At 50.9% G+C, this 25,909-nt stretch carries 15 protein-coding genes; all 15 read left to right on the top strand.

Going from position 1 to position 25,909, the window contains the following annotated elements; all coding sequences use genetic code 11:
• The first annotated feature begins 611 nt into the window (after positions 1 to 611).
• The 15 genes from EXY20_RS29590 (at position 612) to EXY20_RS39255 (ending at position 25,777) form a co-directional block, all read left to right on the top strand.
• Positions 612 to 2,387, top strand: a complete 1,776-nt coding sequence (locus EXY20_RS29590; protein WP_135555977.1) for a type 2 periplasmic-binding domain-containing protein — start codon at positions 612 to 614, stop codon at positions 2,385 to 2,387.
• Positions 2,388 to 2,542: 155 nt separating this feature from the next.
• On the top strand, positions 2,543 to 7,126 hold the full coding sequence (locus tag EXY20_RS29585) for a polysaccharide lyase family 8 super-sandwich domain-containing protein (RefSeq protein WP_135555975.1): 4,584 nt from the start codon (positions 2,543 to 2,545) through the stop codon (positions 7,124 to 7,126).
• Between the two features lie 97 nt (positions 7,127 to 7,223).
• On the top strand, positions 7,224 to 8,063 hold the full coding sequence (locus tag EXY20_RS29580) for a fumarylacetoacetate hydrolase family protein (RefSeq protein ID WP_135555974.1): 840 nt from the start codon (positions 7,224 to 7,226) through the stop codon (positions 8,061 to 8,063).
• A gap of 12 nt (positions 8,064 to 8,075) precedes the next feature.
• Positions 8,076 to 8,486, top strand: a complete 411-nt coding sequence (locus tag EXY20_RS29575) for a VOC family protein (RefSeq protein ID WP_135555972.1) — start codon at positions 8,076 to 8,078, stop codon at positions 8,484 to 8,486.
• A 28-nt stretch (positions 8,487 to 8,514) separates the two neighbouring features.
• Positions 8,515 to 9,834 carry a four-carbon acid sugar kinase family protein gene (locus tag EXY20_RS29570; protein WP_167859619.1) on the top strand — a complete coding sequence of 440 codons (1,320 nt, stop codon included), beginning with the start codon at positions 8,515 to 8,517 and terminating at the stop codon, positions 9,832 to 9,834.
• A gap of 1 nt (position 9,835) precedes the next feature.
• Positions 9,836 to 10,762 carry a ketopantoate reductase family protein gene (locus EXY20_RS29565; RefSeq protein ID WP_167859618.1) on the top strand — a complete coding sequence of 309 codons (927 nt, stop codon included), beginning with the start codon at positions 9,836 to 9,838 and terminating at the stop codon, positions 10,760 to 10,762.
• Positions 10,759 to 11,553 (top strand): MBL fold metallo-hydrolase, encoded by a 795-nt coding sequence (locus EXY20_RS29560; RefSeq protein ID WP_135555967.1) that lies wholly within the window; start codon positions 10,759 to 10,761, stop codon positions 11,551 to 11,553. The genes EXY20_RS29565 and EXY20_RS29560 overlap by 4 nt, the downstream gene beginning before the upstream one ends.
• A gap of 2 nt (positions 11,554 to 11,555) precedes the next feature.
• Positions 11,556 to 13,505, top strand: coding sequence for a hypothetical protein (locus tag EXY20_RS39260; protein WP_167859617.1), 1,950 nt, complete (start codon positions 11,556 to 11,558; stop codon positions 13,503 to 13,505).
• A 13-nt stretch (positions 13,506 to 13,518) separates the two neighbouring features.
• Positions 13,519 to 14,562, top strand: a complete 1,044-nt coding sequence (locus EXY20_RS29550) for a Gfo/Idh/MocA family protein (RefSeq protein ID WP_235886253.1) — start codon at positions 13,519 to 13,521, stop codon at positions 14,560 to 14,562.
• 33 nt (positions 14,563 to 14,595) lie between these two features.
• A complete protein-coding gene (locus EXY20_RS29545; RefSeq protein WP_135555963.1) occupies positions 14,596 to 15,690 on the top strand; it encodes a zinc-binding alcohol dehydrogenase family protein in 1,095 nt (364 codons plus the stop codon).
• On the top strand, positions 15,653 to 16,003 hold the full coding sequence (locus EXY20_RS29540) for a cupin domain-containing protein (protein WP_235886257.1): 351 nt from the start codon (positions 15,653 to 15,655) through the stop codon (positions 16,001 to 16,003). Before EXY20_RS29545 ends, EXY20_RS29540 begins: the two co-directional genes overlap by 38 nt.
• Before the next feature lie 14 nt (positions 16,004 to 16,017).
• The gene (locus EXY20_RS29535; protein WP_135555960.1) at positions 16,018 to 17,715 is read left to right on the top strand and encodes a glycoside hydrolase family 2 protein; all 1,698 of its coding nucleotides are present in this window, start codon (positions 16,018 to 16,020) and stop codon (positions 17,713 to 17,715) included.
• Positions 17,712 to 19,973 (top strand): glycosyl hydrolase family 95 catalytic domain-containing protein, encoded by a 2,262-nt coding sequence (locus tag EXY20_RS29530; RefSeq protein ID WP_135555958.1) that lies wholly within the window; start codon positions 17,712 to 17,714, stop codon positions 19,971 to 19,973. Before EXY20_RS29535 ends, EXY20_RS29530 begins: the two co-directional genes overlap by 4 nt.
• A gap of 79 nt (positions 19,974 to 20,052) precedes the next feature.
• Positions 20,053 to 23,847: a polysaccharide lyase family 8 super-sandwich domain-containing protein gene (locus tag EXY20_RS29525; protein WP_135555956.1), complete on the top strand. Its 3,795-nt coding sequence runs from the start codon at positions 20,053 to 20,055 to the stop codon at positions 23,845 to 23,847.
• A 58-nt stretch (positions 23,848 to 23,905) separates the two neighbouring features.
• Positions 23,906 to 25,777 carry an S-layer homology domain-containing protein gene (locus EXY20_RS39255; protein ID WP_167859615.1) on the top strand — a complete coding sequence of 624 codons (1,872 nt, stop codon included), beginning with the start codon at positions 23,906 to 23,908 and terminating at the stop codon, positions 25,775 to 25,777.
• Positions 25,778 to 25,909 lie beyond the last annotated feature (132 nt).

The following is a 25,909-nucleotide window of genomic DNA, read 5'->3' as shown; positions in this document are numbered from 1 at the left end:
AAGAGAAACTGTCCAACCATTTCCGGAATGAGTGTCCAATACTTTTCGGAATGACTGTCTACATATTACCGGAATAGGTGTCCAAATCTTTTCGGAATGAGTGTCCAAACATTACCGGAATACGCAGCAACAGCGAATGTAGTGGTCAATGTGGCGAAAACGTTGTATGCGCAAAGTGCTAGCCTTGGCGGATTGCTTACTATGGCAGATATTCGATTGGTGCGTAATCGGTTTGCGAGGCATCGTAGCGCGACGAGTAAAATAGTACAACAATAAAGTTGAAAAATACAAGGAAGGCTAAGTGCAATCATATACAACGAATCCAATTAACTTTCTCCAATAAAACAGTAAGATACTTCATATGAATCAAAATTTGCATTGAATATAATAGGATTAACGCTGCTAAATGATGTTAATCTACAATTTTTCCTATTATCAAGATAAAAGCACGGTAAGATGCTGACGGGTTATAATGCGACCGTTCAGCAATTTGTAAATGAATGTAACTTTCGTGAAAGCTCCTTTCACAGAAAGAGGAAGCGCTTACAATTGGTTTTTGTAGTAATAGTTCAAACTATTTACTATATAAAAATGAAAAGGGAGGATTATGAATGAGAAAGGTAAAAGGTTTATCTAAGGCTCTCGTTCTAACTATTTGCGCATCCTTGTTGGTGATGACAGGATGCACAAAGAGTAGTGACGATGGCGAGCCTACAAGTACCGCAAGTGCTCCGAGCACAACGGCTAAACCGAAAGAGAATGTAAAAATTTCTGTGCTGTGGTGCGAAGAAGGCGGCGCGACCAATATCAATACCTATAAGGACAACCCGGTACTGAAGGAAATTGAGAAACGGACTAATACAACGCTAGAAATATTGGGATGGAACGCAGAAAAACTCAGTATGTCCATTGCCGGCGGGGATCTGCCTGATCTGATTTGCACAAATGATGCGAATATTAAGAAGCTGTACGACGCAAAGATGATCGTTGACATGGCTCCCTTGATTGAGAAAACAGGGAGCAAAAGTTTGCTGTATGCTCCCAATAGAATTAAATACGCTAAGGACTTTTTAGGTACGGAAGGAATCTATTATTTAACGCCTGCAGCTTTTGAAGCCGATGTGGATACGATACTTCCCATGAAGATGGATGTAGGGCCTTCTGTTAGATGGGATTATTACAAGGAATTAGGGTATCCGTCCATCAAAAGCTTCGATGATTACCTCGCCATGGTGGAACAGATGGTACAAAAACATCCGACAACTCCCGATGGAAAGAAAGTATACGGATTCGGTTTGTTTAATGACTGGTCGGGAGGTCTCTGGAGTTATGGCTTGTTGACAAGTGTATCTTCGGGGGTTAATAACTATGCTGAAACAATTGATGTCAGTAAAGACGATCAATCGAAAATCATTTCTGATTTCTATGGCCCACAAAATCCCTATTACCAGGCTTCGCAGTTTTATAACAAAGCCTATCGAAAAGGCCTGATGCACCCGGATGCCTTTACGATGAAATATGCGGATTTTGAAGCTGCTGCGGTAAAGGGCGAAATTATTTCAAACCCAGCCGTATACGGCTTTGAAAAAGCGAACCAAGAGTTATTAAAAGCAGCCAACCCCACTTCATTTATGATGATTCCATTCGATTTCGGATATTCTTACTCGCCTCCCAAACCGTATAACCAGATCCCTGGATACCAAGGTGGACGTGGATTGGACGGCAAGAACTGGACTATTTCCACCAAGAGTAAAATCCCTGATAGAGTGGTAGAGTTCCTGAACTTCGTGTTCTCCCCTGAAGGCAGTAGAATTATTTACAGCGGCGTTGAAGGTGTTAACTGGGAATACGATGCCAATAAAAAGCCTGTCATGAAAAAAGAAACCGTAGACACGATTATCAAAGGCGGAGAAGATCTGAACAAAACCGGCATCTTCGGATCCATCGCGGCACTCAGCCATCTAAGAGGTGTTTCCAATACGGTGAAAGCTTCAGACGGTGGCTATGCTAACCTTCAGAGCGATAAATCAACGTATATTCAAATGATGAACACTGTACAGAAGGACTATGCCAAATATTATGGAGTCGATTACCCATCCCTTGCGTTTACCAAAAAGGTAGATGAAAAGAAGATGAAATTTAATGCGGATTACAAAGTGGTTTCCTTGCCTGCAATGCCGGATGATATAAAACGTATCGATGTTAAGCTGCAAGATATTCTTGTAAAGGGCCTTCCAAAGACGATTATTGAGCCAAAAACAGATGAAGAATGGGTAAAAGCATTCGATAAATTGAGAAATGATTTGAATGCGGCAGGCGCTCAAACGGTCAATAAATGGGCAGAGACCGAGTACATGAAAGCCTATGCGAAACTGATGGGCAAATAAAAAGGAAATTACCGACCGTGCCCAAGGTGAATGATCCCGTTGGCTATACCATGGGCACGGGAATGGGGGGACTCGATTGCGGGAGTGAGATAGCCTTACTCCTTCTGCCTCGGCAAGCGCCGGGAGGCAATTCATTCTTTTAGGGAGGCTATAGGATGATTAAAAAACTCGGATTATTACTGATCATTTTGTCTCTATTAGTTCCGGCAATGCCAGCATTCGCTTCGGATACTAGTGGGACCACATGGCAAACGTTTAATATGTCGCCCCAGACGGGAACCTTTACGGCTGCATTTGATGTTGTTCCAAACGGTTCGACCCTTAATGCAGTTACGGGAATATTAGACGGCACGGCAACTGCGTACAGCAGTATGGCGTGTATTGTCCGCTTCAACACCTCCGGACAAATCGATGTAATGAATGGAAGTGCTTATTCAAGCACCAATACGGTGAATTACAGCTCGGGGACCAGCTATCATTTTCGGGTTGAAATCGATATCTCCTCCCATAATTACAGTGTTTATGTAACGCCTCAGGGAGGTTCGGAGACGCTCCTTGCTTCCAATTTTGCTTTTCGCACGGAGCAAGCCAGTGTAACCCAACTTACCGGATGGGCTTTGTATGCCGCCACAGGAACGCATACCGTAAGCAATATGGCATTCACAACTCCTCCAGTAACCAGCGGCACGACATGGCAAACGTATAACATGCCCACCCAAGCCGCTTCCTTTACGGCAACATTTGATGCTGTACCTAACGGCTCGGCAATAAATGCGGTGACTGGCATACTTAACGGCACCGCTTCAGCGTACAGCAGTTTGGCGAGCATTGTCCGCTTCTATACAAACGGGCAAATTGATGCGATAAATGGAGGTTCCTATTCAAGTACGAATATCGTGAATTACACCTCAGGGACCAGCTATCATTTTCGGCTTGAAATTAATGTCTCCGCCCATACTTACAGTGTCTATGTAACTCCTCAAGGCGGTTCGGAAACGCTTCTCGCTTCCAACTTTGCTTTCCGTACGGAGCAAGCCAGCGTAACTCAACTGAACGGATGGGCGTTGTATGCCGGCACAGGATCACATACCGTCAGTAATATGGCGTTCTCAGCTTCAGGAGGTACCCCTTCGCCTACGCCGACTCCAACCCCTTCGCCAACACCGACGCCTCTGGGATATTGGAGCATGGATGATGGCAGCGGTCCTACGGCAGTGGATTCTTCAGCGAATGCCAATGACGGAACGCTGACTAATGGGCCTGTATGGGGGAGTGGCTATGTTGGCGGGGCATTGTCTTTTGACGGAAGCAATGACTATGTCGATATTGGAGACCCCTCGGAACTGAGGGTGACTGGTGCAATGACCCTATCCGCTTGGGTTTATATCGATTCATTCACCAATAGCGGCAGGATTATTTCTAAGATGGGGGCTTCTGGAAACAGAGGCTGGGGTCTTAATGTGGAATCAACGGGGGTAGGAGCATTTCAGATTGCTTCTAGTTCAACGCAGGTCCAAATAGTCAGTACAACCTCTGCTCTTCCAACAGGAGAATGGATACACTTGGCAGGTGTATTTGAGCCGGGGACGTCAATGAAAATCTATGTAAACGGAGTTCTGAATAATACCAACACATCATCAATCTCATCTACTCAATACAACAGTAGTCTCAATGTAAATATCGGACGCCGCCCTGATGCAACTTGCTATTTTGATGGTGGTATCGACGAAGTTCGTATATACGACAGTGCTCTTTCTGCGAGTGATATTGCTGCGTTGGCCACTACGGGTTCGTCAACCCCGACTCCGACCCCGACCCCAACTCCGACCCCAACCCCGGCGCCTGGTTTGGGATACTGGAGCATGAATGATGGTAGCGGTGTTACGGCAGTTGATTCTACAGCAAGTGCCAATAACGGTACTCTGCATAACGGTCCTACGTGGAGGAGCGGCGTTGTAGGTGGAGCATTGTCTCTTGATGGCAGTAACGATTATGTAGATATTGGTAACCCAGCTGATCTGAGATTAACCGGTGCGATGACATTATCAGCATGGGTGAGTATAGATTCATTCGCGAATAGCGGCAGAATTATTTCCAAGATGGGGGCATCAGGAAACAGAGGCTGGGGCTTGAATGTGGAGACAACAGGGAAGGGAGCCTTTCAGATCGCTTCAAGTTCAACTTCCGTGCTATCCGTTGAAACAGCCTCTATTCTTCCGATCGGAAAATGGGTGCACCTGGCTGGCGTTTATCAGCCGGGGACGTCATTAAAAATTTATGTAAACGGCGTCCTTAGCAATACCAATACAACATCCATCTCGTCAACACAATATAACAGCAGTCTCAATGTGAACATAGGCCGGCGACCTGATCAAACCTCCAATTTCGAAGGAGGGATTGACGAAGTACGTATATACAATAGTGCGCTTACTGCAACCGATATCGCTGCGCTGGCTGTTGGCGCACCTACGCCAACACCGACTCCGGCACCCGCCGACTATGATGATCTAGTGGAAAATTTCTTCAATGTAATAACGGGAGGGACCTCCTACAACACTTCAGATACTCAGATCGCGGCAAAAATAAGCAGCATTACCAGTACAGCCAACTCACGTTGGAGCAGTATGGATAATACCCCTACCACATACTTGTGGAGCGATTTGACCAGCAACACCCAATCGAGCGAAATCACCAGCGCATATAACCGTCTGTATTCGATGGCGCTCGCCTATTCAACTTACGGTTCAAGTCTTTATCAAAATACATCCCTTCGAAGTGACATCATAATCGGCTTGGACTGGATGTATACAAATAGATATGCCCCGGGAACGAGCCACTATGGCAACTGGTGGGATTGGGAGATAGGAGCCGCGTTGCCCTTAGGAAAAATCATGGTTCTGATAAATTCCGGGCTTACAACCACGCAGAGGACTAATTACCTCAGTGCGCTCGCCTATCATTGTCCGAATATCAACCATTTTAATCCGGGTTGGCCGGATAGTGTAGGGGCCAATAGAAGCTGGCGCGGGTATGTAGTTCTATTACGCGGGATGCTGTCAAAGGATAGTGCGCTTATTGAAGAGGCCGTAAACGGGTTAAATACGATTTTTGACAATGTTACTAACGGAAGCGGGTTTTATGCAGACGGTTCGTTCGTCTTCCATGAGGGAGTTCCATATACCGGTGGATATAGTACGAACCTGTTGGTTGACACAATAGCCATTAACAGAATTGTCTCGGGGACGCCATGGGCTCTGACGGATCCGGATGTAAATAATATGTATAATTGGGTCTATTCAGCTTATGAGCCGTTGATATTTAAGGCTACGATACAGGACAGCACGCTTGGAAGGAACGTGTCTCGCAAGAACAACACAGGGCGTGGGGCTACGATTGCGATCATCAAAAGTGTGATACAGCTGGCACAAACCGCCCCGCCTGCCGATGCCGCGGCGTTCAAGAGCATGGCCAAACAATGGATAACCGAGGTTGGCCTCAGCAGCTATACCGGTGCAATAGACATTCCGGATATTATCCTTGGAAAACAGATCTATAATGACTCAGGCATTACGGCCAGGGGAGATTTGACTAAAACGAAGTTCTACGCGGGTATGGACAGAGTGTCCCATATACGCCCCACGTATGCTTTCGGATTAGGTCTCTCCTCCTCGAGAATTTATAATTACGAAACATCCGGTGGTGAAAATCTGAGAGGTTGGTACTACGGTGAAGGCATGACCTATCTGTATAACAGCAGCGATTTGACACAGTATGACAATATTTGGCCGGTCATTGATCCGTACAGAATGCCTGGAACTACAGTAGATACGAAAGCAAGGGCCGACCTGGAAGGCGTGGAATATCTCAGTCCCAACACATGGACCGGCGGCACGGATTTGGCAGATTTATATGCAACAGCAGGTATGCAGTTAAAATCTTATGGCGTAACCCTGACTGCCAAAAAATCCTGGTTCATGTTCGATGATGAAATAGTTGCCCTTGGTGCAGGAATCAACAGTACGGACAACAGGACCATCGAGACCATTGTCGAGAACAGAAAACTGAACTCCACCGGCAACAATGCCCTTACGGTGAATGGGAGTGCCAAGTCCACCTCTCTTGGCTGGAGCGAAACCATGAGCAGTGTCAACAGATTGCACATTGATGGGACAGGAGGCTATTACTTCACAAATGCGGTGACCGTGAAGGGATTGAGGGAGCAAAGGACCGGAGATTGGAGTGATATTGGAAACAGTACAGGCACGCAAACCTTTAACTTCCTGACACTGTGGCTTGATCACGGATCCAATCCGAGCAATGCAACGTACCAGTATGCCATTCTGCCTAATTACACGAGCGCTCAGACAACCACGTACGCCTCAAGTCCTGAGTTTACCGTACTGGAAAATTCAGTGGATGCTCAGGGGGTAAAGGAAAACGGGCTGAAGGTGATGGGAGTGAATTTCTGGAACGATTCCAGTAAAACGGTAGATATCATCACTTCCAACAAAAAGTCTTCCGTCATGGTCAGAGAGAATGCAAGCGATCTCGATGTATCCGTGTCAGACCCCACACAGGTAAACACGGGTACCATCCAAATTGAAATCAACAAAGCGTCAACGGGTGTTATTTCGAAGGATCCTGAGATTACGGTTACTCAGTTGTCTCCTACAATCAAATTCACAGTAAATGTGCAGGATTCTGAAGGCAAGTCTTACAAGGCGAAATTTGATTTCTAGCTAGACGTTTTTTAGGGGAGGGGTTGGCTGCCTCGCGGCACTACGCCAATCCTTCCCTTTATGTTTACAATTATCGGTATGGGGAGGATTTCATCGCATGCGTTTAGTAACAGTAGAATCCAGCGGTTCCATTCGAGTTGGCGTGAAGACGGATAGAGGCATCGTATTGACCGATTATGTAGATATGAAACAGTTGATTGAGGAAGGGGAATCAGGTATCGCAAAAGCCCGGGAAGCTGCAGCAAACGGCATGCCGGTCGGGTCATTCAGGCTGCTCGCTCCGATCGGCACTCCAAGTAAAGTGCTCTGCTCGGGTATTAATTACGCCGCCCATTCGTATGAGGATCCGGATGCCAAGCTGCCGCAGGAGCATTCCGTATTTGCCAAATTGCCTTCGGCCATCATCGGTCCGGAAGAACCGATTGTTATTCCGACCCAAGATTGCGAGACGGACTATGAAGTCGAACTGGCTTTTATTATCGGCAAAACCGCAAAACAGGTAACCAGGGGGCAGGCTCTTGACTACGTATTCGGGTATACGGTGATGAACGATGTAAGTGAAAGAGCCCGTCAATTCCGATTGCAACATGAGATTATCGGCAAAGGTTTTGATACGTTTTGTCCGATTGGGCCGGAGATCGTGCTTAAGGATGAAATTCCGGATCCGTCGCAATTGAGGGTCCGCTGCTATGTGAACGGGGAGCTTCGCCAGGACAGCTTGACAGCGGACCTTATCTTCAGTGTGCCTGCCATTATTGAGTCGCTCACCCGGTTTATTACGCTGCTCCCCGGGGATATCGTGTCTACCGGAACACCGGCTGGCTGCGGTGCATTCCTGAACCCTCCGCAATATTTGAAACCGGGAGATCAAGTCATTGTGGAAGTAGATAAAATCGGACAGCTTGCCAACCCCGTTGTCGCGGGTTGGAGATCATAAGGAGCCCGACGGATGAAACAGTTGGACCATATTGCCATTGCCGTGTGGAGCATCGAGGAATCGTTGCGCTACTACACGGAGCAACTTAACCTGACGTTAATTCACGATGAGTTGTTACCGTCTGCGGGTGTCAGGCTCGCTTATCTCGATGCGGGAAATACGATGATCCAGCTTGTTCAGCCAATCGGCGAGACTCCGATTCGCCAGTATCTTGAAGAGAAAGGAGAGGGCCTGCATCACTTGTGCTTCGGCGTCAACCATATTCCGAGCGTACTGGAACGATTGGATGGTGAACAGCAGACCAAAGTCGTCCTTGGAGGACGCAGCCGCAGAGCTTGCTTTCTTAAGGGGAAGCCGAATGGATACGTAGTGGAATTGACTGAATTCGAGCCCGTACCCGATGCTCAGGAATCTTCGAGTTGACAATCATCGGAGTCGGAGGGAGTTCCATATGACAATTGCCCAACCAATCGACGAATATCCGATAAAGACAATCATACTGGATGACGATCCTACCGGAACACAGACGGTTTCCGGTGTTTCGGTTATCTTGAAGCCGACCGCTGTCGCGATTCGTCATCAATTCTCTACGCCGGATTGGCAAGCTGTCTATATCTTGACGAATTCAAGGTCCATGCCGCGTGATGCCGCCGTTCAGCTTGTGCAACGGATCAAGACGGACGCCGAACAAGCGGCCCGTGAAACGGGAGCACGTATACGGTTCCTGCTGCGCGGCGATTCGACCCTCCGCGGTCATATTTTTGCCGAGATGGAAGCGTTGGGAGGGGAGGAGACGGCAGCATTATTCGTTCCTGCTTTTCCGGAATGCGGCAGAATTACCCGGGCAGGTGTGCATTATCTGCTGTCTGGCATCACACTGACGCCTGTCGTGAAGACGGAATTCGCGCAGGATCCCGTTTTTGGATACGGCTCTGAAGGACTGACTGATTGGGTCGCGGAAGTTAGCGGAGGAGGCTGGAGCGCTTCGCTTGTTCCGCTTGAACAAATCCGCAGTGCTGATGGTCCGGGTGCGGTATGCCAAGCACTCCTTGATGCGAAGAGCGGCACGGTGGTGATTCCGGATGCAGAGACGTATGCCGATCTGAAACGCATTGCCGAAGGGCTGCGCTTGGCGGAAGCCGCAGGCAAACAGCTGGTTATCCGCTCGGCGGCGAGCTTTGCGGCCGTGCGCAGCGGCTTGCAGCCGCTCTCGCTCGAGCGGGCGGAGATGAGCGGAGCAGGGCGTTTGCTCGTCGTTTGCGGATCGCATACGTCCGCATCCACCCGTCAACTCGAGTTGTTGGCGCAACGAACAGGCGCAACACCGATTCTTGTGCCGACCCATCGTTTGCTACAAGAGGAAGGAGATGCTGTCGTTCGGGAAACGGCTGAACGGGTTGCCGATAAGCTTCGCTTCGATCGGTTTTCTATTATCGCTTCAGAACGGGTTCGGCTGCAAGAACATAGCGATTTGGCAATCGGCAGCAGGGTGATGCAGGCGATTGCTTCCATTGTCGCGCTTGTAGCTCCGGAATGCGATGGTGTCATATCGAAAGGAGGCATTACTTCGGCGGAAGTCGCATCGGAAGGACTCGGAGCAGATACGGCTTATGTTCGTGGTCAGCTCGAATCGGGCATATCGTTATGGGACATTCGTACAAGGGACGGAAGGAGCATCCCATACGGTGTCGTACCCGGCAATATCGGAGACGATGCGGCACTCCTCCGAATCGTTTCCAAATTTGATCGCAAACTTACCGGAGGTGGTTGAGATGAAGATAGCCATTGTAGGAGCAGGTGCGATGGGAGGCATGCTTGCGGCCAAATTGGCGCAGAGCGGGAACAACGTCATCCTGGTCGATGTTTCGTCGATACTGGTCGAGCATATTAACGAACACGGGCTTGTTGTTGATACCAAAAATGTCGGTATCAAAACATCTAGAATTGTGGCAACGGCTGAACCAGGTTCCTGCGAGGTTCAAGATGCCGTTATTTTCTTCGTGAAAGCTCAGCATACCGCGGCGGCCGCCACTTCAGCGATACCGCTGGTCGGTCCCAACACAACGATCGTCAGCCTGCAGAATGGCTGGGGCAACGCGGACGTGCTCGCGGAGACGTATTCGGCGGAGCAGATCGTCGTCGGCGTGACTTATCACAGCGCAACTGTGCTGGCGTTGGGCAAAGTGGCGCATACCGGGATGGGAGCGACTTTTATCGGTCCTTATGTGGATGGAACCGCTATCGTGCCGGCGGAGCGAATGGGACAAGTACTGAACGAATGCGGGCTAGAAACGACCGTGACTCCGCTTGTCAAAACCGAGATATGGAAGAAGCTGATTCTGAATTCAGCTGCTCTGCCGACTTCCGCGCTGACTGGATTATGCGCCGGCGCACTTGGCGAGTCTGGTCCGACACTCGACTTGGTCGATGAGCTTGCCAAGGAGGCTGTTTCAGTAGCCAGGTTGCTCGGTTATGAGATCGAGTTGGAGGACCGTATCCTGCAAATTCACACGATCTTGCGAAATGCGGGCAAAGGAAGGGCATCAATGCTCCAGGACGCCGAAGCGAAGAGGAAAACCGAAATCGAGGTAGTCAATGGGGCTGTCGTCCGCGCCGCGGAAAAGTTGGGCGTACCGGTACCTCTGAACAAGGCGATGATTGCCTTAATCGCAGGGTTGGAGAGGAGTTGGCATCAATGACAACGCGAATCCGTTTTCTCGGAATGGCTGGTTATGAAATTATCGGGCCAGACAGGCGCATTGTGATCGATCCTTTCCTGACAGGCAGCCCAAACGCGCCAATACATCATGAGGAACTGGAGAAGCCCGACGTTATCCTCGTCACTCACGCAGCGTATGATCATCTCGGCGACGCTCCTGCGATAGCCAGACGCACAGGCGCACCAATCGTATGCGGCAATGATGTTCGTGCGATGCTGCTGGAATATGGCATTCCGCCCGAGCAAATTCACCCGACCGTATGGGGAATTGTGGTGGAAGTCGGCGGTGTTGTTGTACGGCCGGTCGAGAGTCATCATTGGTCCCATACGCAGTTGAAAGACGGGCGGTACATATCGGGTGTTCCGATGGGATTCATCTTGGAGACCGAACCTGGCATACGCATTTATCATGTCGGGGACACCGCAATATTCGGCGATATGAAGCTGATCGGCGAGTTGTATGGTCCGACAGTCGGATTGATGGGCTGCTCCAATTCGCAAGCGCTGCTCGCCAAGGCGAACTTCGCAGGCCGGCTCTTGACCGGGGAAATGTCGCCTCGAGAGGCGGCGCTAGCTTCCGAGTTTCTTCGGTTGAAGTGGGCCGTAGCATCGCATTATCTGGATCTGATGAATGACATCGAGAAACAGGAAGTAGAAGATTTTGTATCCTGTGTACGAGAGCTTGATACAACCGGCCAGCGGGAAGCACTGTATCTGGAGGTTGGCGAGACGCTAATCCTCGAAGGCGGCGGATATCGAAAGGAGCTGTGAACATGTCGGATACGAGCGTGAGCCGGATTCGTTACGGTTACGATGAGCCATTGCCCGAACGGGTCACGCTTCGCGCCGGACGGTTAACCTTGTGTCTCGAGAACGGTGCCTTGCGGTATATCCAAGCAGGTGAGTATGAGCTGATCCGTAGCATTTACGTTGCCGTGCGCGATCGCAATTGGTCGACGATCGTCCCTAAGCTGTCAGACATTCATATCGAGGACAAGGGGGACGGGTTCGAGATCAACTTTACAGCCGAACACCGGATGGACGAAATCGAATTCGTCTGGAAAGGCGGCATCGTTGGCAATCCGGACAGCTCCATCCGATTTGGGATGAACGGCAGGGCAGAACATTCGTTTTGGTACAATCGCATCGGTTTCTGCGTTCTTCATCCGGCAGGTCAAGCCGGGCTTCCGTTGGAAGTCGAGACGGAGTCGGGGATCATCGAAGGCAAATTTCCTTGCTTCATTTCCCCAAACAATCCTTTTTCCGATATGAAGGCGATGCGCCTTACGCTGCCTAATGGCTCGCAGACCGAGATCAAGTTCGAGGGAGAACTGTTCGAGATGGAGGATCAGCGCAACTGGACGGACGCTTCCTTTAAAACTTTTTGCACACCGCTGCGCATCCCGTACCCTGTAGAAATGTGCGCAGGCCAGATCGTCGAACAGGCGATAGAGCTGCGATTGACGCAGCGGAGTCAGGCGCAGGCTGTCGAGCAGGGGGCTGCGGAGCCTGACTTCAGCCAACCGGCTGTTACAGTCGGCTCTCTTGAAAGCGGACGATTGCCTCAATTGGGAACGACGCTGCCGCACCCATTTCGATTCTTGGCAACTCCGGATCAGGTTTGGGGACGATTGGATGCGCTGCGGCTCTCCTACTTGCGTGCCATCGTATCCTTAACCAGTCCGGATTGGCGGGACGTCCTTGTGGAAATTAACCTGGCAGCGAAACGTCTTGGGATGGGGCTGGAAATCGAATTGCTTGCGGATGAGGGCGGATGGGAGATTCGGTCATTTGTAGACGAGATCGTAAAAGCTGAAATTCCGATCGTCCGGGTACTGGTATTCCCTGCTACGAGCTACGAGTCGACACGCGAATTGCTGCAGGCGGTGGCGCGCGCAAGGGATGCGGCGCAGCTCCGATTCGCGATTGGGGGCGGGACGAGGGTGAATTTTGCCGAGTTCAATCGAATGGAGCTCCCGCTGGATTGTATGGATGTGGCGGCCTATACGATAAGTCCGCAAGTGCACACCTTTGACCTGGCTTCCATCACGGAGACATTGACCGCGCAGCGGGCGACCGTGGAAAGTGCAAGACAATTGACAGCAGGAAAGCCGCTCAGCGTCGGACCGGTCCTGTGGAAGCAGCGACTGAATCCCTACGCGACGAACGAAGCGGACAAACGGCGCCTGGAGAACTCGGACCACCAAGTCGATGCGAGGCAATATTCGCTTTTCGGCGCGGGCTGGACGCTCGGAAGCTTGACCCAATTGACGACCGCAGAAACCGATTACGCCAGCTATTATCAGATTTCCGGACCGCTCGGCATCATGGAACAAGACGGCAGACACGTGTATCCTCTATATCACATTTTGGAGAAAATTTCTTCTTTCGCAACCGGAAGCCTCATCGAGATATTATCTGTAACAGGTTGGGATCCGCTACATACCGCTTTTCTGGCTATGGGCAGCGGAATGAACAGACGCGTGCTTGCGGCTAATTTAACGAATGAGACACGCGAGATCCGGGTAATCCTCGGCAATGCACAACCCTATTTACTGTGGGAGCTGAACGAAGAGAACATCGATGCGGCGGGTGCTGTGCGGATTCTCAATCGGAACGAAGCAAGCTTGCATGTGGAGGGGGAGGGGAGCGGAATAATCCTGAAGCTGCTTCCTTTTGCCGTCGCGTGTATCGATGCCTCAATCAAGGATGTGCAGAAATAAAGGAGGGGTTTCATTGTTTAAGGTAGGATTGATTGGAACGGGATTCTGGTCAGAAAAACATATGAAGGCGTGGAGCCGCATTCCGAGTGTCGAAATTGCGTCTTTATGCGATCGAAGTAGAGAAAAGCTCACAAGCAAAGCGGAGGAGTACGGTGTTTCGCATGACCGATTATATGAGTCTGCGGAAGAAATGCTGGAGATGGCGGATATTGATTTCATCGATATCGTCACACCGCCGGAAACACATCTTCCTCTCGTTCAACTCGCAGCCCGTTACGGGAAACACGTTATGTGTCAAAAGCCGTTCGCCCCAACGTATGAGGAAGCGGCCGAAATTGTGGCGATAGCCAAAAAGGTCGGCATCCGCTTGATGGTGACGGAGAACTGGCGTTGGCTGCAACCGGCACAGACGATTAAGAGGGTGCTTGAATCTGGCGTGCTTGGCGAAATTCGGGTCGCACGATTTATTCACTCGGATTATTTCACCGAGCGGATGGTCCCGGGGGCTAAACTCCCCCAACCCTTTTTGGTCGATATGCCGAAGTTTATGTTTTACGAGATGGGCGTCCACTGGTACGATACTTGGCGGTTTCTATTTGGCGATCCGCTACGATTGTATGCCGAGGCGCGATCGTTCAGCCGCAACGTCAAGGGGGAGGATTCCGGCGTCGTTACGCTCGGATACGAACATTTTTACGGACTGATGGATACATGCTGGGTAACGAGCCGGGAGATGACAGGTCCGATTGTCGAGGATGAGGTGGACGCCCACTTTGTTGAGCATTTTATCATTGATGGAGACAAGGCGACGCTCAAAATGTATGGAACTCAAGGCAAAATCGTCCTTGTGGATCATAACGGACAGGAGACGGTTGTCGCTGAACGGACTGTGCTCGACCATGAGGAGAGTCACTTTCGGCTGCAGTCGCACTTTATCGATTGCCTGGAGTCGGGTGCCCCTTTTCAAACGGACGGCGAGGACAATTTGCGTACGTTGCGGCTGACGTTCGCCACTTATCAAAGTATGGAAACCCATCAGGCCGTCGCCTTGTACTAAGGCGGCGCGAGAGCACTATTAGGAGGCGTTGCCATGAAAGCCGCGGTTTTGAGCAAACCGTTTGATATCGTTCTGCAAGACATGCCGATCCCGCAGCCAGGTTCGAACGAGGTGTTATTGTCCATGCGGGCTGCGGGAATTTGCGGGAGCGACTTGCATTTCTACGACGGATCGCATCCTTATGCGCTATATCCGAATGTATACGGTCATGAGCTGGCAGGTTCGGTCGAGCAAGTCGGATCGTCCGTCTCGAAGGTGAAGCCGGGCGACAGGGTCGCCATTGAGCCTTCCATCCCGTGCGGAAGCTGTTTTGCCTGTCGTTCCGGCAAATCCAACTGCTGTCCCGATATGCAGTTCATCGGCGCCTTCGGCCGTCAAGGCGGATTCGCGGAATATGTTGTCGTGCCGGAAGCCTGTGTTCATCCGCTACCGGATGGCATGGATTTCGAGCTCGGCGCCTTGTGCGAGCCCTTTACGATCGGGGCGCAGGCGATCAGCCGGGCGAATATCCAAAACGGGCATACGATTACGATTCTGGGAATCGGCCCGATCGGGTTGACGATCCTGATCCTGCTCAAGCAGTTGTACCAAGTCCAGGTATGCGCGGTTGACGTCGTGGAGGAAAGGCTGGAAACGGCCAGAGCGTTCGGCGCGGACGAAATCATCAATCCGATGCACAGCGATCCTGTCGCCCGAATCGGCGAGTGGACCGGCGGCGAATATTCCAATATCGTCATCGAGGTGGCAGGCTTGAAGCGCACGATGGAGCAAACGATCCATATGGTCAGCCCCGGAGGGCGAATCGTCATTGTCGGGCTGACGAAGGATGATGTCAGTATGCCCGGAATTTTGTACACCAGGAAGGAAATTGAAATATTCGGGAGCCGTAACAGCGTCAACCAGTTTCCGTTTATTATCGACTTCCTCCATAAGCACGAAACGCTGGCCCGTCGATTCATTTCGACAACGATGCCGTTCGACGAGATCGCCGCGGCGTTCCATCTCGCCAAAACGAAGCCGAACGAGATCAACAAAATCATTTTAAATTTTGAACGGCAGGACGGTGAAGGGGGGGAGCGCGTTGAGCAATGTGTTGAGATCCGGCGAGGCGAGAATTCAGCAATTTGAATGGGGAACACTGTTTTGGTTTGCGGACAAAGCGTTGATCGGCTGTAACAGCCTCACACTCGGCAGGACGATTCTTAAGCCAGGCAGACGTAACGAACGTCATTGCCATACGAATTGCGATGAAATTCTCTATGTATGGAAGGGGAAGCTGGAGCATTCAGTCGGCGATGCCAGCTTCGTTCTGAATGAGGGTGATACCCTTCACATCCCCGCAGGAGTTTTTCATCATGCCCTAAACATCGGCGATGAGGATGCTGATTTGATGATGACGTATTCCAGCGGCGAACGCGATTTCGTTGTGGAGCATCACTGAATAGGGAGGACCCCATGATAAGATTGTTTGAAACCCACAAAGTGAGAGAAGAACTGGAATTAGGAGGGCTCTGGGATTTCACGCCTGTAAAGGACGATGAAATCAGTCCTGAATCCTATATGTACCGAATGCCGGTCCCGGGTTGCTGGGAGCTGCACCCCGAACTGCTGACATACAGGGGAAAAGGCGTGTACAGGAGAACGATCGCCCTGATGCAAAAAACTTCATTGCGTTTTGAGTTTAAAGGTGTCAGCCATACCGCTAACGTTTATTTTGATCATCAAAAAATAGCCCATCATTACAATGCGTACACCCCATTTAGTACCGTGATAGCGGATGTGGAGCCGGGAGAGCATGAATTGACCGTATTGGTGGACAATTCCTTCTCGGATGCTTCGGCCTTGCATATCCCCAATGATTATTATACTTATGGGGGCATGATCCGTCCTGTCGTTATGCAAAAGGTAAACGGCGTTTTTATTGAACGGATAGAGTTTACCCCATTTAGGCAAGAGGATTGCTGGGCCGCCGACATAAAAGTGTTTATTGAAAATATTTCACAACAAAGTAGAAAGCTTGCGCTGCAAGGCCGCATAGGCGATCGAACATTTGACATGGGAACCTGTGAGATTTCGGCAACACACCAATCGGAGCTTTCCAAAACGGTTGCTTTCCCTGAAGTCAAATCCTGGTCCGGGGACGAACCGAATCTGTACCTGCTGGACATTCAGCTTTTTGACGAGAATAGCCGCTTCCCATTGGACGATTATATCGATAGAGTCGGTTTCAGAACGATAACGGTACAAAACGAAACCATTCTGGTCAATGGAAAAGAGATATTTTTGAAAGGATTCAACCGGCATGAGGATCATCCATCTGTCGGAGCCTCCTTTCCGCTTCAACTAATGGTTCAGGATATGGATATTATGCAGCATATGGGCGCCAATACGGTCCGAACGAGCCATTATCCCAATGACGAGCGCTTCCTCGATCTCTGCGACGAGAGGGGCATTTACGTATGGGAAGAAAATCATGCCCGCGGTCTCGATCTGAAAAAGATGCAAAATCCGAACTTCGAGAAGCAATGCGAGGATTGCAACCGGGAAATGGTGCAGTCCCACTATAACCACCCTTCCATCGTTATCTGGGGTATTTTGAATGAATGCGCCAGCGAAACGGAAGAAGGAAGACGGATATATAAACGTCAGTTCGAGCAAATCCGGGCTATGGATACAAGCAGGCCGTTGACCTTCGCGTCCAACAAGTGGGTGAAGGATTTATGCCTCGACTTGGTTGACATCGTTTCCTACAACACTTATCCGGGCTGGTATTGGGATACGCCGCCGATCGACGATTATCACAAGCTGGTGAATTATAAGAACGCGCATGGGGGAGCGAACAAACCTTTCATAGTCAGCGAATTCGGCGGAGACGGCATATACGGCTACAGAGATGAAGGCCTCTCCAAAGGCTCTGAGGAAAAACAGGCTGATATTATAGGAGCAGTACTGGATACTTTTATGGGAAAACCGGATGTTAGCGGCGTGATCATTTGGCAGTATTGCGACTGTCGAATTAGCCAGGAAGACGGCTGGGCCATCAACAGGGCGTGCTCCAGGAACAACAAGGGCATCGTAGACCGGTACAGGCGTCCCAAGCTTGCGGCCAAGGTGGTCAAACAATATTTCGAAAGAGCGGCGGATCAGCGATGAGCTACAAGATGGTAATGAATCGCCCTGCGGCATGGTGGAACGATACGTGGCGCGAAGGGACCCCGATCGGGAACGGATGGCATGGCGGGCTTGTTTACGGGGCGGCCGCTTACGAAAGAATCATGCTTACCCATACGGCCATGTGGAGGGAAGTCCGGCAGCCGGAGCTGCCGGATGTATCCTATGTGCTGCCGAAGATGCGCGAACGAATATTTGAGGGCAGAGTGCAAGAAGGCGATCCGTTGATCGCGGATGAGCTCAAGAAACAAGGGTATGCGCCCGACGGGGGATATCCGTTCCCTGCCGCGGATCTGCATATCAAGCTGCCTGCGAACGAAGGCTTCTCCAAATACAGAAGAGAGCTTCTGATGGACAGCGCAGAAGCAACGGTCCGTTTCTGCGACGGGAAGGAGCTCGTGTTCCGTAGGGCGTTTGTGTCCAGGGCGGATGATGTGCTCGTTGTAGAGGCGAATGCGGGAGTAGAGGTTGATCTTACCGTACATCTCCCAGATACGGTTGACTCCACTCGAGTAGAGCTGCCCAAGCGCGCAGTCACGCAGAAGGAGGGGGAATGGATCTATTTCAAGGCGGAGATCGACAGCATCGAGCATGGAGCTGTTGCCCGAGTAGTGCGCGGCGCAAGGACGCTTATTATTTGCAGGCTGTTTACGGAAGGGGATAGCCGAATCAAGTGGCGGGAACTGACGGAGTACATGGAACAGTTGCCGGCTGATTATAACGAGCTTCTGAGACGGCATCAGCCGGAGCACAGCCGTCTGTTCGGCACATGCCGATTTCAACTGGACGATAACAGCTACTCCGGGGAAGAGTTGAACCGAACGCTGCTTGATGCGGCGTATGACGGGGAGTTGCCCAATGCGCTGGTAGAACGTATGTGGGCCTACGGCAGGTATCTTCTCACATGTGGCACCTCGACAGGAGGACTGCCCTGCAATTTGACCGGGCTATGGAGCGGCGAATACCGGGCGTTCTGGGCTTTTAATATGGCGAACATCAACCTGGAAATGATTTATTGGCAGGTGCTGCCCGCCAGGATGACGGAATTGCTGCTTCCGGTTTTTGATTACTACGAGAGAAATATGGAGGACATGAGAGAGAATGCGCGCAAGCTGTACGGGTGCAGGGGTATCTACCTGCCTGCCGTGTCCACGCCCGGCGGTCTGAAGATTGACTGCATCTCCTCGCATATCATCAACTGGATCGGCGGCGCCGGGTGGATCGCTCAGCATTATTACGAATACTGGGCATTCACCAGGGATCATGACTTTCTCGTCAACCGCGCTTTGCCGTTTTTGCGCGAGGCCGCTGCGTTTTATGAGGATTTTCTGATCTGGCAGGATGATAAATGGCTTGTCGCTCCTTCCATTTCTCCGGAAAACCACTGTTCCTCTTATCGCGGGGGAGAGGAGGCCGGGGAGATGATCCAGACCTCCATCAATGCAACCATGGATGTGGCGATTATCAAGGAGGTATTTGCGCATCTGATCGAGCTGGGCGGTTTGGCAGGTGCCGCGGATGAAGAATTAGCCGTATGGAAAACGTTTCTGGCAGGAACGCCGGAATATGAGCGAAACGAGGCGGGGGCACCCAGAGAATGGCTCCATGAGGATTTCGCGGATAGGGATATCCACCGTCATCAATCTCATTTATATCCCGTATTCCCAGGGCTGGAGCTGGCAAGGGCCGGGGAAGACATTTTGGAATCCTATCGGATAGGTGGCATACGGAGGATGACGCTTGGCCTTGCTTACCAGACCAGTTGGGGCCTGGCCCAGAATGCCAGCCTGCTTGCGAGGGTGGGCGATGCAGAGCATGCATGGAAGTGCCTGTCGTTGATTTCGCGGAGTACGCTGATGGAAAATCTGTTGACGGTGCATAATGACTGGCGCGATATGGGGATTGGCTTGAGAATGAAAAGGGCGCCTTTCCAGATCGATGCCAATATGGGATGGACGGCGGCCGTTCAGGAGATGCTGCTGTTTTCAAACCGGAACCGAATTGATATTTTGCCGGCCTTGCCCGCTCAGTGGGAGAGGGGCAGTATCGGTCCGCTGGCTACAAGGGCGGGAGCCGAAGTGTCCATAACATGGGACCTGAAGGCGAATGGTGGGAAAGCGAAGTTGACTGCCGTGCGCCATACGGAATTCAATTTGCACTTGCCGGACAGGAAGGTTGTGAATATGGTTTTACTCGCCCATCAGGCGATGTCTATAGCGTTTTCTTTTTCCTCTAGCTGAGATCGAAAGGGGGGGGGACGGATTTCAGGACAAGCGATTGAACAGCTTGAGGTAACCAAATAAAAAGGAGGAAAAACAGGTGAATCGAAAAAGAAACTATGCAGTGTTGTTGCTCATCTTCTCTCTGATGCTTTCCTTGATTCCGATCCTGCCGACGGAGCAAGTGTACGCCGATGCATCCACTCCGCCTGCACCCAAGCCTGCGCCGCTTGATGTATACGACGTCTTGCAGGTTAATCTCCAGAATATCAAGATCGGTGCTCCGGATTACGATCTTGCTGATCCCAATATCATAAGCAAAATGGCGAAAATCAATTCGGATGCTTACAACCGCTGGGGAAATGGAACCATGAGGAAGGACGGTTCGATCCTGTGGCCAGATTATGCCCAAACAGCCACCCTGAATTCCAATAAAAATACAAACTTGACCAACCGGATCCGCGCGTTAGCCCTAGCTTACAATACGTATGGATCGGATTACTATAAGAATCCCGATTTGTTGAATGACATCCTTTACGGGATGAACTGGATCGTTGACAACATCTACTACGTGGGAGCAGAGCATTATAACAACTGGTTTGACTGGGAGATCGGGATTCCGACGGCGCTCCAGCAGGCCGTGCTTTATTTGGATCGGGATGAAGTTCCTGATGCGCTGAAGGCTAAGGTTGTGGCTGCTGTAAATTACCATTGCCCCAACGTTGATCATTTCAACCCAACCTGGCCCAAAAGCGTGGGCTCTAATCGAACCTGGAGATCCTTTGTGCGGTTGATGAACGGCATCCTCGACAAGGACAGCGGGCCTGTAATGGAGGCGATTGTGGGCTTGGAGGATGTGTTCAAACGCGTCCGGGCCAGCGAAGGGTTTCTGGAGGACGGTTCTTATGTGTTCCATGAGGCTGTAGCCTACACGGGAGGCTATAGTGTGAACGAGACCACGGATGCCATCTCCATCCTAAGGGTTCTTAGCGGAACCCAGTTTGAAATCACTAGCAACGGCGTCCATGAATTTTACGAATTAATGTTTGATGCTTACGAACCGTTGATCTATAACGGCGCTATTATGGAGAGCACACTGGGACGAAATGTATCCCGCCCGAACAATACCGGCAAAGGAGCGAATACCAACATTATCAACAGCGCGGTTCAGCTGTCCATGTCAGCTCCCCCGGATTTAGCGCAAAAAATAAAGAGCATGGCCAAGCAGTGGATTATCGATTACGGGCCCGATCAGTACCTTCCGAATTTGACGATTCCCGATTTGATAATGAATAAGGAGCTGCTGAACGATACAAACGTTATTCCAAGGGGCGATTTGACCAAAACCACAGTTTTCCCCGGCATGGACAGGATCGTGCATATGTTCCCTGACTACGCCTTTTCATTGGCTTTGTCATCGGCGAGAACGTACAATTACGAATTTACCGGCAATGAAAACAAGAGGGGCTTCTATTATTCCGACGGGATGACCTATCTGTATAACAAAGATGATCCCACGCAGTACGATAACATCTGGGCTGCCATCAATCCTTATCGGATTCCGGGCACAACCGTGGATACAAGAGTGAGACTGAATCAGGACGGCTATAATTACAGAGCTCCAAGCTACTGGGCAGGCGGTTCTGAATTACTGGGGACTTACGGATCGGCCGGTATGGAATTAAGAGCCTATGGATCGTCGCTCACAGCAAAAAAATCCTGGTTCATGTTCGACAATGAGATTGTAGCGCTCGGTGCAGGCATCACCAGTACAGACAACCGAACGATTGAGACTACCGTGGAGAACAGGAAGCTGAACGCTGGCGGCGACAATGCGCTTACCGTGAATGGCGAAGCGAAATCATCCGTGCTGGGATGGAACGAAGCCATGACAGGTGTAAACCGAGTCAATCTGGCCGGCACCGGGGGCTATTATTTCCCGAATCCTGTTGCCATCAACGGATTAAGAGAATCCAGAACAGGAAATTGGATTGACGTAGGAACGAGCTCGGGTACCCAAACCTTTAACTTTATGACGCTATGGCTCGATCATGGCGTCAATCCGACGGATGGCTCCTACCAGTATGCGATTTTGCCTAATCAAACAAACGCCGAGACTGACGCTTATGCAGCCAATCCGGAATTTGTCGTGCTGGAAAATTCGGGTGAAGCGCAAGCCGTGAAAGAAATCGGGCTTAATATGATAGGCGCCAACTTCTGGAAAAACATGACCAAGACAGTAGATATTATTACGTCTAATAAAAAGGCATCCGTAACAACCAAGGAAACCGGCTACGAATTCGACATAGCGGTATCCGATCCTACCCAGATGAATGAGGAAACGATTGAAATTGAAATTAACAAGTCCGCCAGAAATGTACTTTCCAAGGATACTGGAATAACCGTTACCCAGCTTTCCCCCACGATCAAACTTATCATTGACGTGAAGGATTCGGGAGGAAAATCGTTCAAGGCCAAGTTCACTTCGGATCCGAATGCTGTGGCAGGAACGCCCGAAGCTGTTCCGAGCCCCGCCCCTGCAGGCCCAAGCATACTGGGGTATAACGGCGTGACTGAAAGGAGTGACGGCGGCAAGGTCGGGAAAAATACGATCAACGCACTCCGATACAGAGCGTCCGTCGACATGAAGGCCGAAAAGATGGAGTTTAAAGTATTCACTCCGGTGGAGACCTCCCATGTCAAGTTCGCTATTTATTCGTACGCGGAAGATAAGGTAGGCCACATAGGTGAATTGCTTGGAGAAACGTATACGGGGACGAATTTGCCGCTTGGCATGAATACGCTGTACTTCAAGACGCCGGTTGCGATTGAAGCCGGACAATATTACTGGCTCAGCATCCTCGCGGACGATAACAATTTCCGTATCGATGCCGATTTGCAGCCGACGGCCATGGCCTACATGGACGGTATCGCATTCAATTCGAATTGGCCGGCTGCCATGCCTGTTCCGACAGGGTATGCGAACATCCGATACTATGCGTACGCGTTGGAAAGGAGCTCCGACGCTATGCTGAGCGATTTTGCAGTCAACGGGACAACGATATCGGGATTCGATTCCAGCGTCTCGGAATATACGGTTATATTGCCGGAAGGAACACAGACGCCTCCCGTTATTACGGCAACGGCAAACGAATCGCACGCCGCTGTGACCTTAACCCAGGCCACAACCGTAGCTGCGAAGAGTGCGCTGCCTTCCTCCACGGATAAAGCAACGGTTACCGTAACAGCGGAGGATGGGACAACGGTCAGGACGTACACGGTAGTGTTCCGGGAACAAAATATTCTGGAGACGAGCTTCACGACAGACAGCGCTCATGCTCTGGTTCATGCAGGACGCGACCTTCATGTCAGCCTTAAATTGACGGGCGGCGCAAGTGTAACTGCAAATGTATACGCGGAAGACATTACGATTCAGTATGATCCTCTTGTATTCGATCTGCTCTCGCTGCAGCCGGCCAGTCCAGCTACGGTTGTGGCGGCGGTTTATCAAGCCGTGGCGGGAGAGGTGCGTATTCTGACTATTACCGGCGATGGCGTCGATCCGGCGTCCAACCTCCTGAATCTGACTTTACGTGCAAAAAGTTTGCCAATCAGCACATCGTCTCCTGTCAGAATCGTTTCGGCCCTCGTAGGCTTGTCTAACAGCGCTGTAGTTGAAGCAACGCCGAACGAGCTGCTGGCGCGCATATATAACGCTAATTTGAGCGGCGGCAGCAGCAGCATCGACGTGGGGGATCTGGCATTGCTGGCTTCTCATTATCGCAAAACCTCCGGCAGCCCGGATTGGAGCACGGCCGGCAAGGCCGATCTGAATGGAGACGGCATTGTCGATATTCTTGATCTGGCGTTGTTAGCTGCCGAGATTCTCAAGTAATGGAATCATTGAGGAGGATAGAGCTTCTATCTTCCTGTCCTGGCAGAGGAGGACCTATATGAAAAATTGGATGAGATTTGCGGTCGCCGCAGCATTCGCAGCAGGTCTGTGTCTGCTTATACAGCTTGCCTTTGTTCAGGCGGCGCCTGCCTTCGACTTCGATAAAAGCTCCGTTGTCGTCGAGAAGGACACCGACTTTACCGTGACATTGCGCGCGCAGGAGCTCGAGCGCCTATACGCTTATGAACTCGAGCTTCAGTACGACACATCGAAGCTGGAATACATCGGATCTTCGCCTGCTTCACTGACGAAGACGCAGGAAGGAGATCGTCTGTACTTGCCTTATTCCAAGCTGGGGAATGAGCCTGTCGACAGCGGGAATAAAAATCTCGCCGAGTTGACTTTCCGCGGCAAAGCATCGGGCAGCGCACGGTTGGAACTGAAGGCTATTACGGCCATCGATAAGCAGGCGGATGCGAGTTTGCAGAAAACCGTGTATCCGGTGAATCAAATTTTGGCAGTCACGGTGTCGGCAGCCGATACCGGATCGGGTGGCCCAAGCTCAAGCCCGAGCTCAAGCCCGAGCCCAAGTCCAAGCCCAAGCCCGAGCCCGAGCCCAAGCTCAAGCCCAAGCCCGAGCTCAAGCCCGAGCCCAAGTCCAAGCCCAAGCCCGAGCCCAAGCTCAAGCTCAAGCTCAAGCCCAAGCCCGAGCCCAAGCCCAAGCCCGAGTCCAACTCCAAGCCCGAATGACGACAAGCACACAATCGCCATTTCACTTGAGCCCAAGCTGGATTCCGCAACCGGCGAAGCCATATCGAAGCTGGGAGAGACAGGTTTGCTGCAAGCGCTTAAGGAAACCCGGGAGGACAACCAAGGCATCAAACGCGTGATTCTGGAGGTTGTCCAGATACCAGGCGCTACCGCTTACGTCCAAGAGCTTCCGGTTAGTGCATTGACATCAGGCAATAACAAAACCCGATACGAACTGTCGACGCCGTTCGGTACGATGGAAGTCCCAGGCAATATGTTCGCCAATATCGATGTTCCGCAAGGGAAATCCATCTCGCTCTCAATCGGTCAAGCCGGCAAAGATCAACTGAGCGCGGAGATGAAGAGCAAGCTCGGAGATAAACCGGTATTCGAGCTGACGGCCAAGATCGGAGACCAACCGATCGCCTGGAAAAACCTGCAGGCTTCCGTATCCTTCTCCGTTGCCTATACGCCAACGGAAGAAGAGCGGAACCATCCGAATCATATTGTCATTTGGTATATAGATTCGCAAGGTACCATAACGACCGTTCCGAATGGGAAGTATGATCCTTCAACGGGAAATGTAAGCTTTAAAACGACACATTTCAGCACATATGCGATTGCCTATGTAAAGAAGAGCTTTAAGGATCTGGCGGATGCCGAATGGTCGAAGACGGCAGTTGAAATTATGGCTGCCAAGGGAATCGTACAAGGGACGGGGGAAGATACGTTTGTACCGAATGCCATGTTGACCCGTGCCGACTTCACCCTGCTGCTGGTACGAGCGCTAGAGTTGGAGGCCCAAGGCGGTTCCGGTTTCATGGATGTATCAGAGGACGCATACTATTATGATGCTGTGGCGGCTGCAAGCAAGCTGGGGGTTGTAGAAGGAAGCGGAGAAGGCCTGTTTAATCCCGAGAAGGGGATCACTCGACAAGATATGATGGTGATTCTGTCACGAGCCTTGAGGTTGTCAGGCAGGCTGCAGGTGTCTGCAAGCGCCGCAGTCTTGGCAGGCTTCACGGATCACGCCGAACTAGATGAGTATGCGGTTCAAGATGTGGCTATTCTCGTGAAGGCTGGGTTAGTGGAGGGCAGCGAAAACCGGCTCTATCCTGGTGAGGAGACTACTCGAGCTGAAGCTGCGGTTCTTCTCTACAGGATCGTAGCGGCTCTATGAGAAACGACTGATCGGATTAATAGAGACGCAATAAAATGAAAATGCACCTTTGCGAAGTATGGTATAATTGATGTGCTCTACATCTATCATCCAATAAGCAAGGTGCATTTTCATGAGGGGGAGCACGTGACT

This window comes from Paenibacillus cymbidii, from assembly GCF_004764705.1.
Taxonomy (GTDB): Bacteria; Bacillota; Bacilli; order Paenibacillales; family NBRC-103111; genus Paenibacillus_AN; species Paenibacillus_AN cymbidii.
This window is presented reverse-complemented; position numbering and strand designations above follow the sequence as displayed.

Bases quoted from the DNA above. Each gene is read 5' to 3' on its own strand.
- EXY20_RS39255 (WP_167859615.1), top strand. From the start codon at position 23,906: ATGAAAAATTGGATGAGATTTGCGGTCGCCGCAGCATTCGCAGCAGGT.
- EXY20_RS29560 (WP_135555967.1), top strand. From the start codon at position 10,759: ATGACAACGCGAATCCGTTTTCTCGGAATGGCTGGTTATGAAATTATC.
- EXY20_RS29580 (WP_135555974.1), top strand. From the start codon at position 7,224: ATGCGTTTAGTAACAGTAGAATCCAGCGGTTCCATTCGAGTTGGCGTG.
- EXY20_RS29535 (WP_135555960.1), top strand. From the start codon at position 16,018: ATGATAAGATTGTTTGAAACCCACAAAGTGAGAGAAGAACTGGAATTA.
- EXY20_RS29545 (WP_135555963.1), top strand. From the start codon at position 14,596: ATGAAAGCCGCGGTTTTGAGCAAACCGTTTGATATCGTTCTGCAAGAC.
- EXY20_RS29590 (WP_135555977.1), top strand. From the start codon at position 612: ATGAGAAAGGTAAAAGGTTTATCTAAGGCTCTCGTTCTAACTATTTGC.
- EXY20_RS29565 (WP_167859618.1), top strand. From the start codon at position 9,836: ATGAAGATAGCCATTGTAGGAGCAGGTGCGATGGGAGGCATGCTTGCG.
- EXY20_RS29575 (WP_135555972.1), top strand. From the start codon at position 8,076: ATGAAACAGTTGGACCATATTGCCATTGCCGTGTGGAGCATCGAGGAA.
- EXY20_RS29585 (WP_135555975.1), top strand. From the start codon at position 2,543: ATGATTAAAAAACTCGGATTATTACTGATCATTTTGTCTCTATTAGTT.
- EXY20_RS39260 (WP_167859617.1), top strand. From the start codon at position 11,556: ATGTCGGATACGAGCGTGAGCCGGATTCGTTACGGTTACGATGAGCCA.
- EXY20_RS29570 (WP_167859619.1), top strand. From the start codon at position 8,515: ATGACAATTGCCCAACCAATCGACGAATATCCGATAAAGACAATCATA.
- EXY20_RS29530 (WP_135555958.1), top strand. From the start codon at position 17,712: ATGAGCTACAAGATGGTAATGAATCGCCCTGCGGCATGGTGGAACGAT.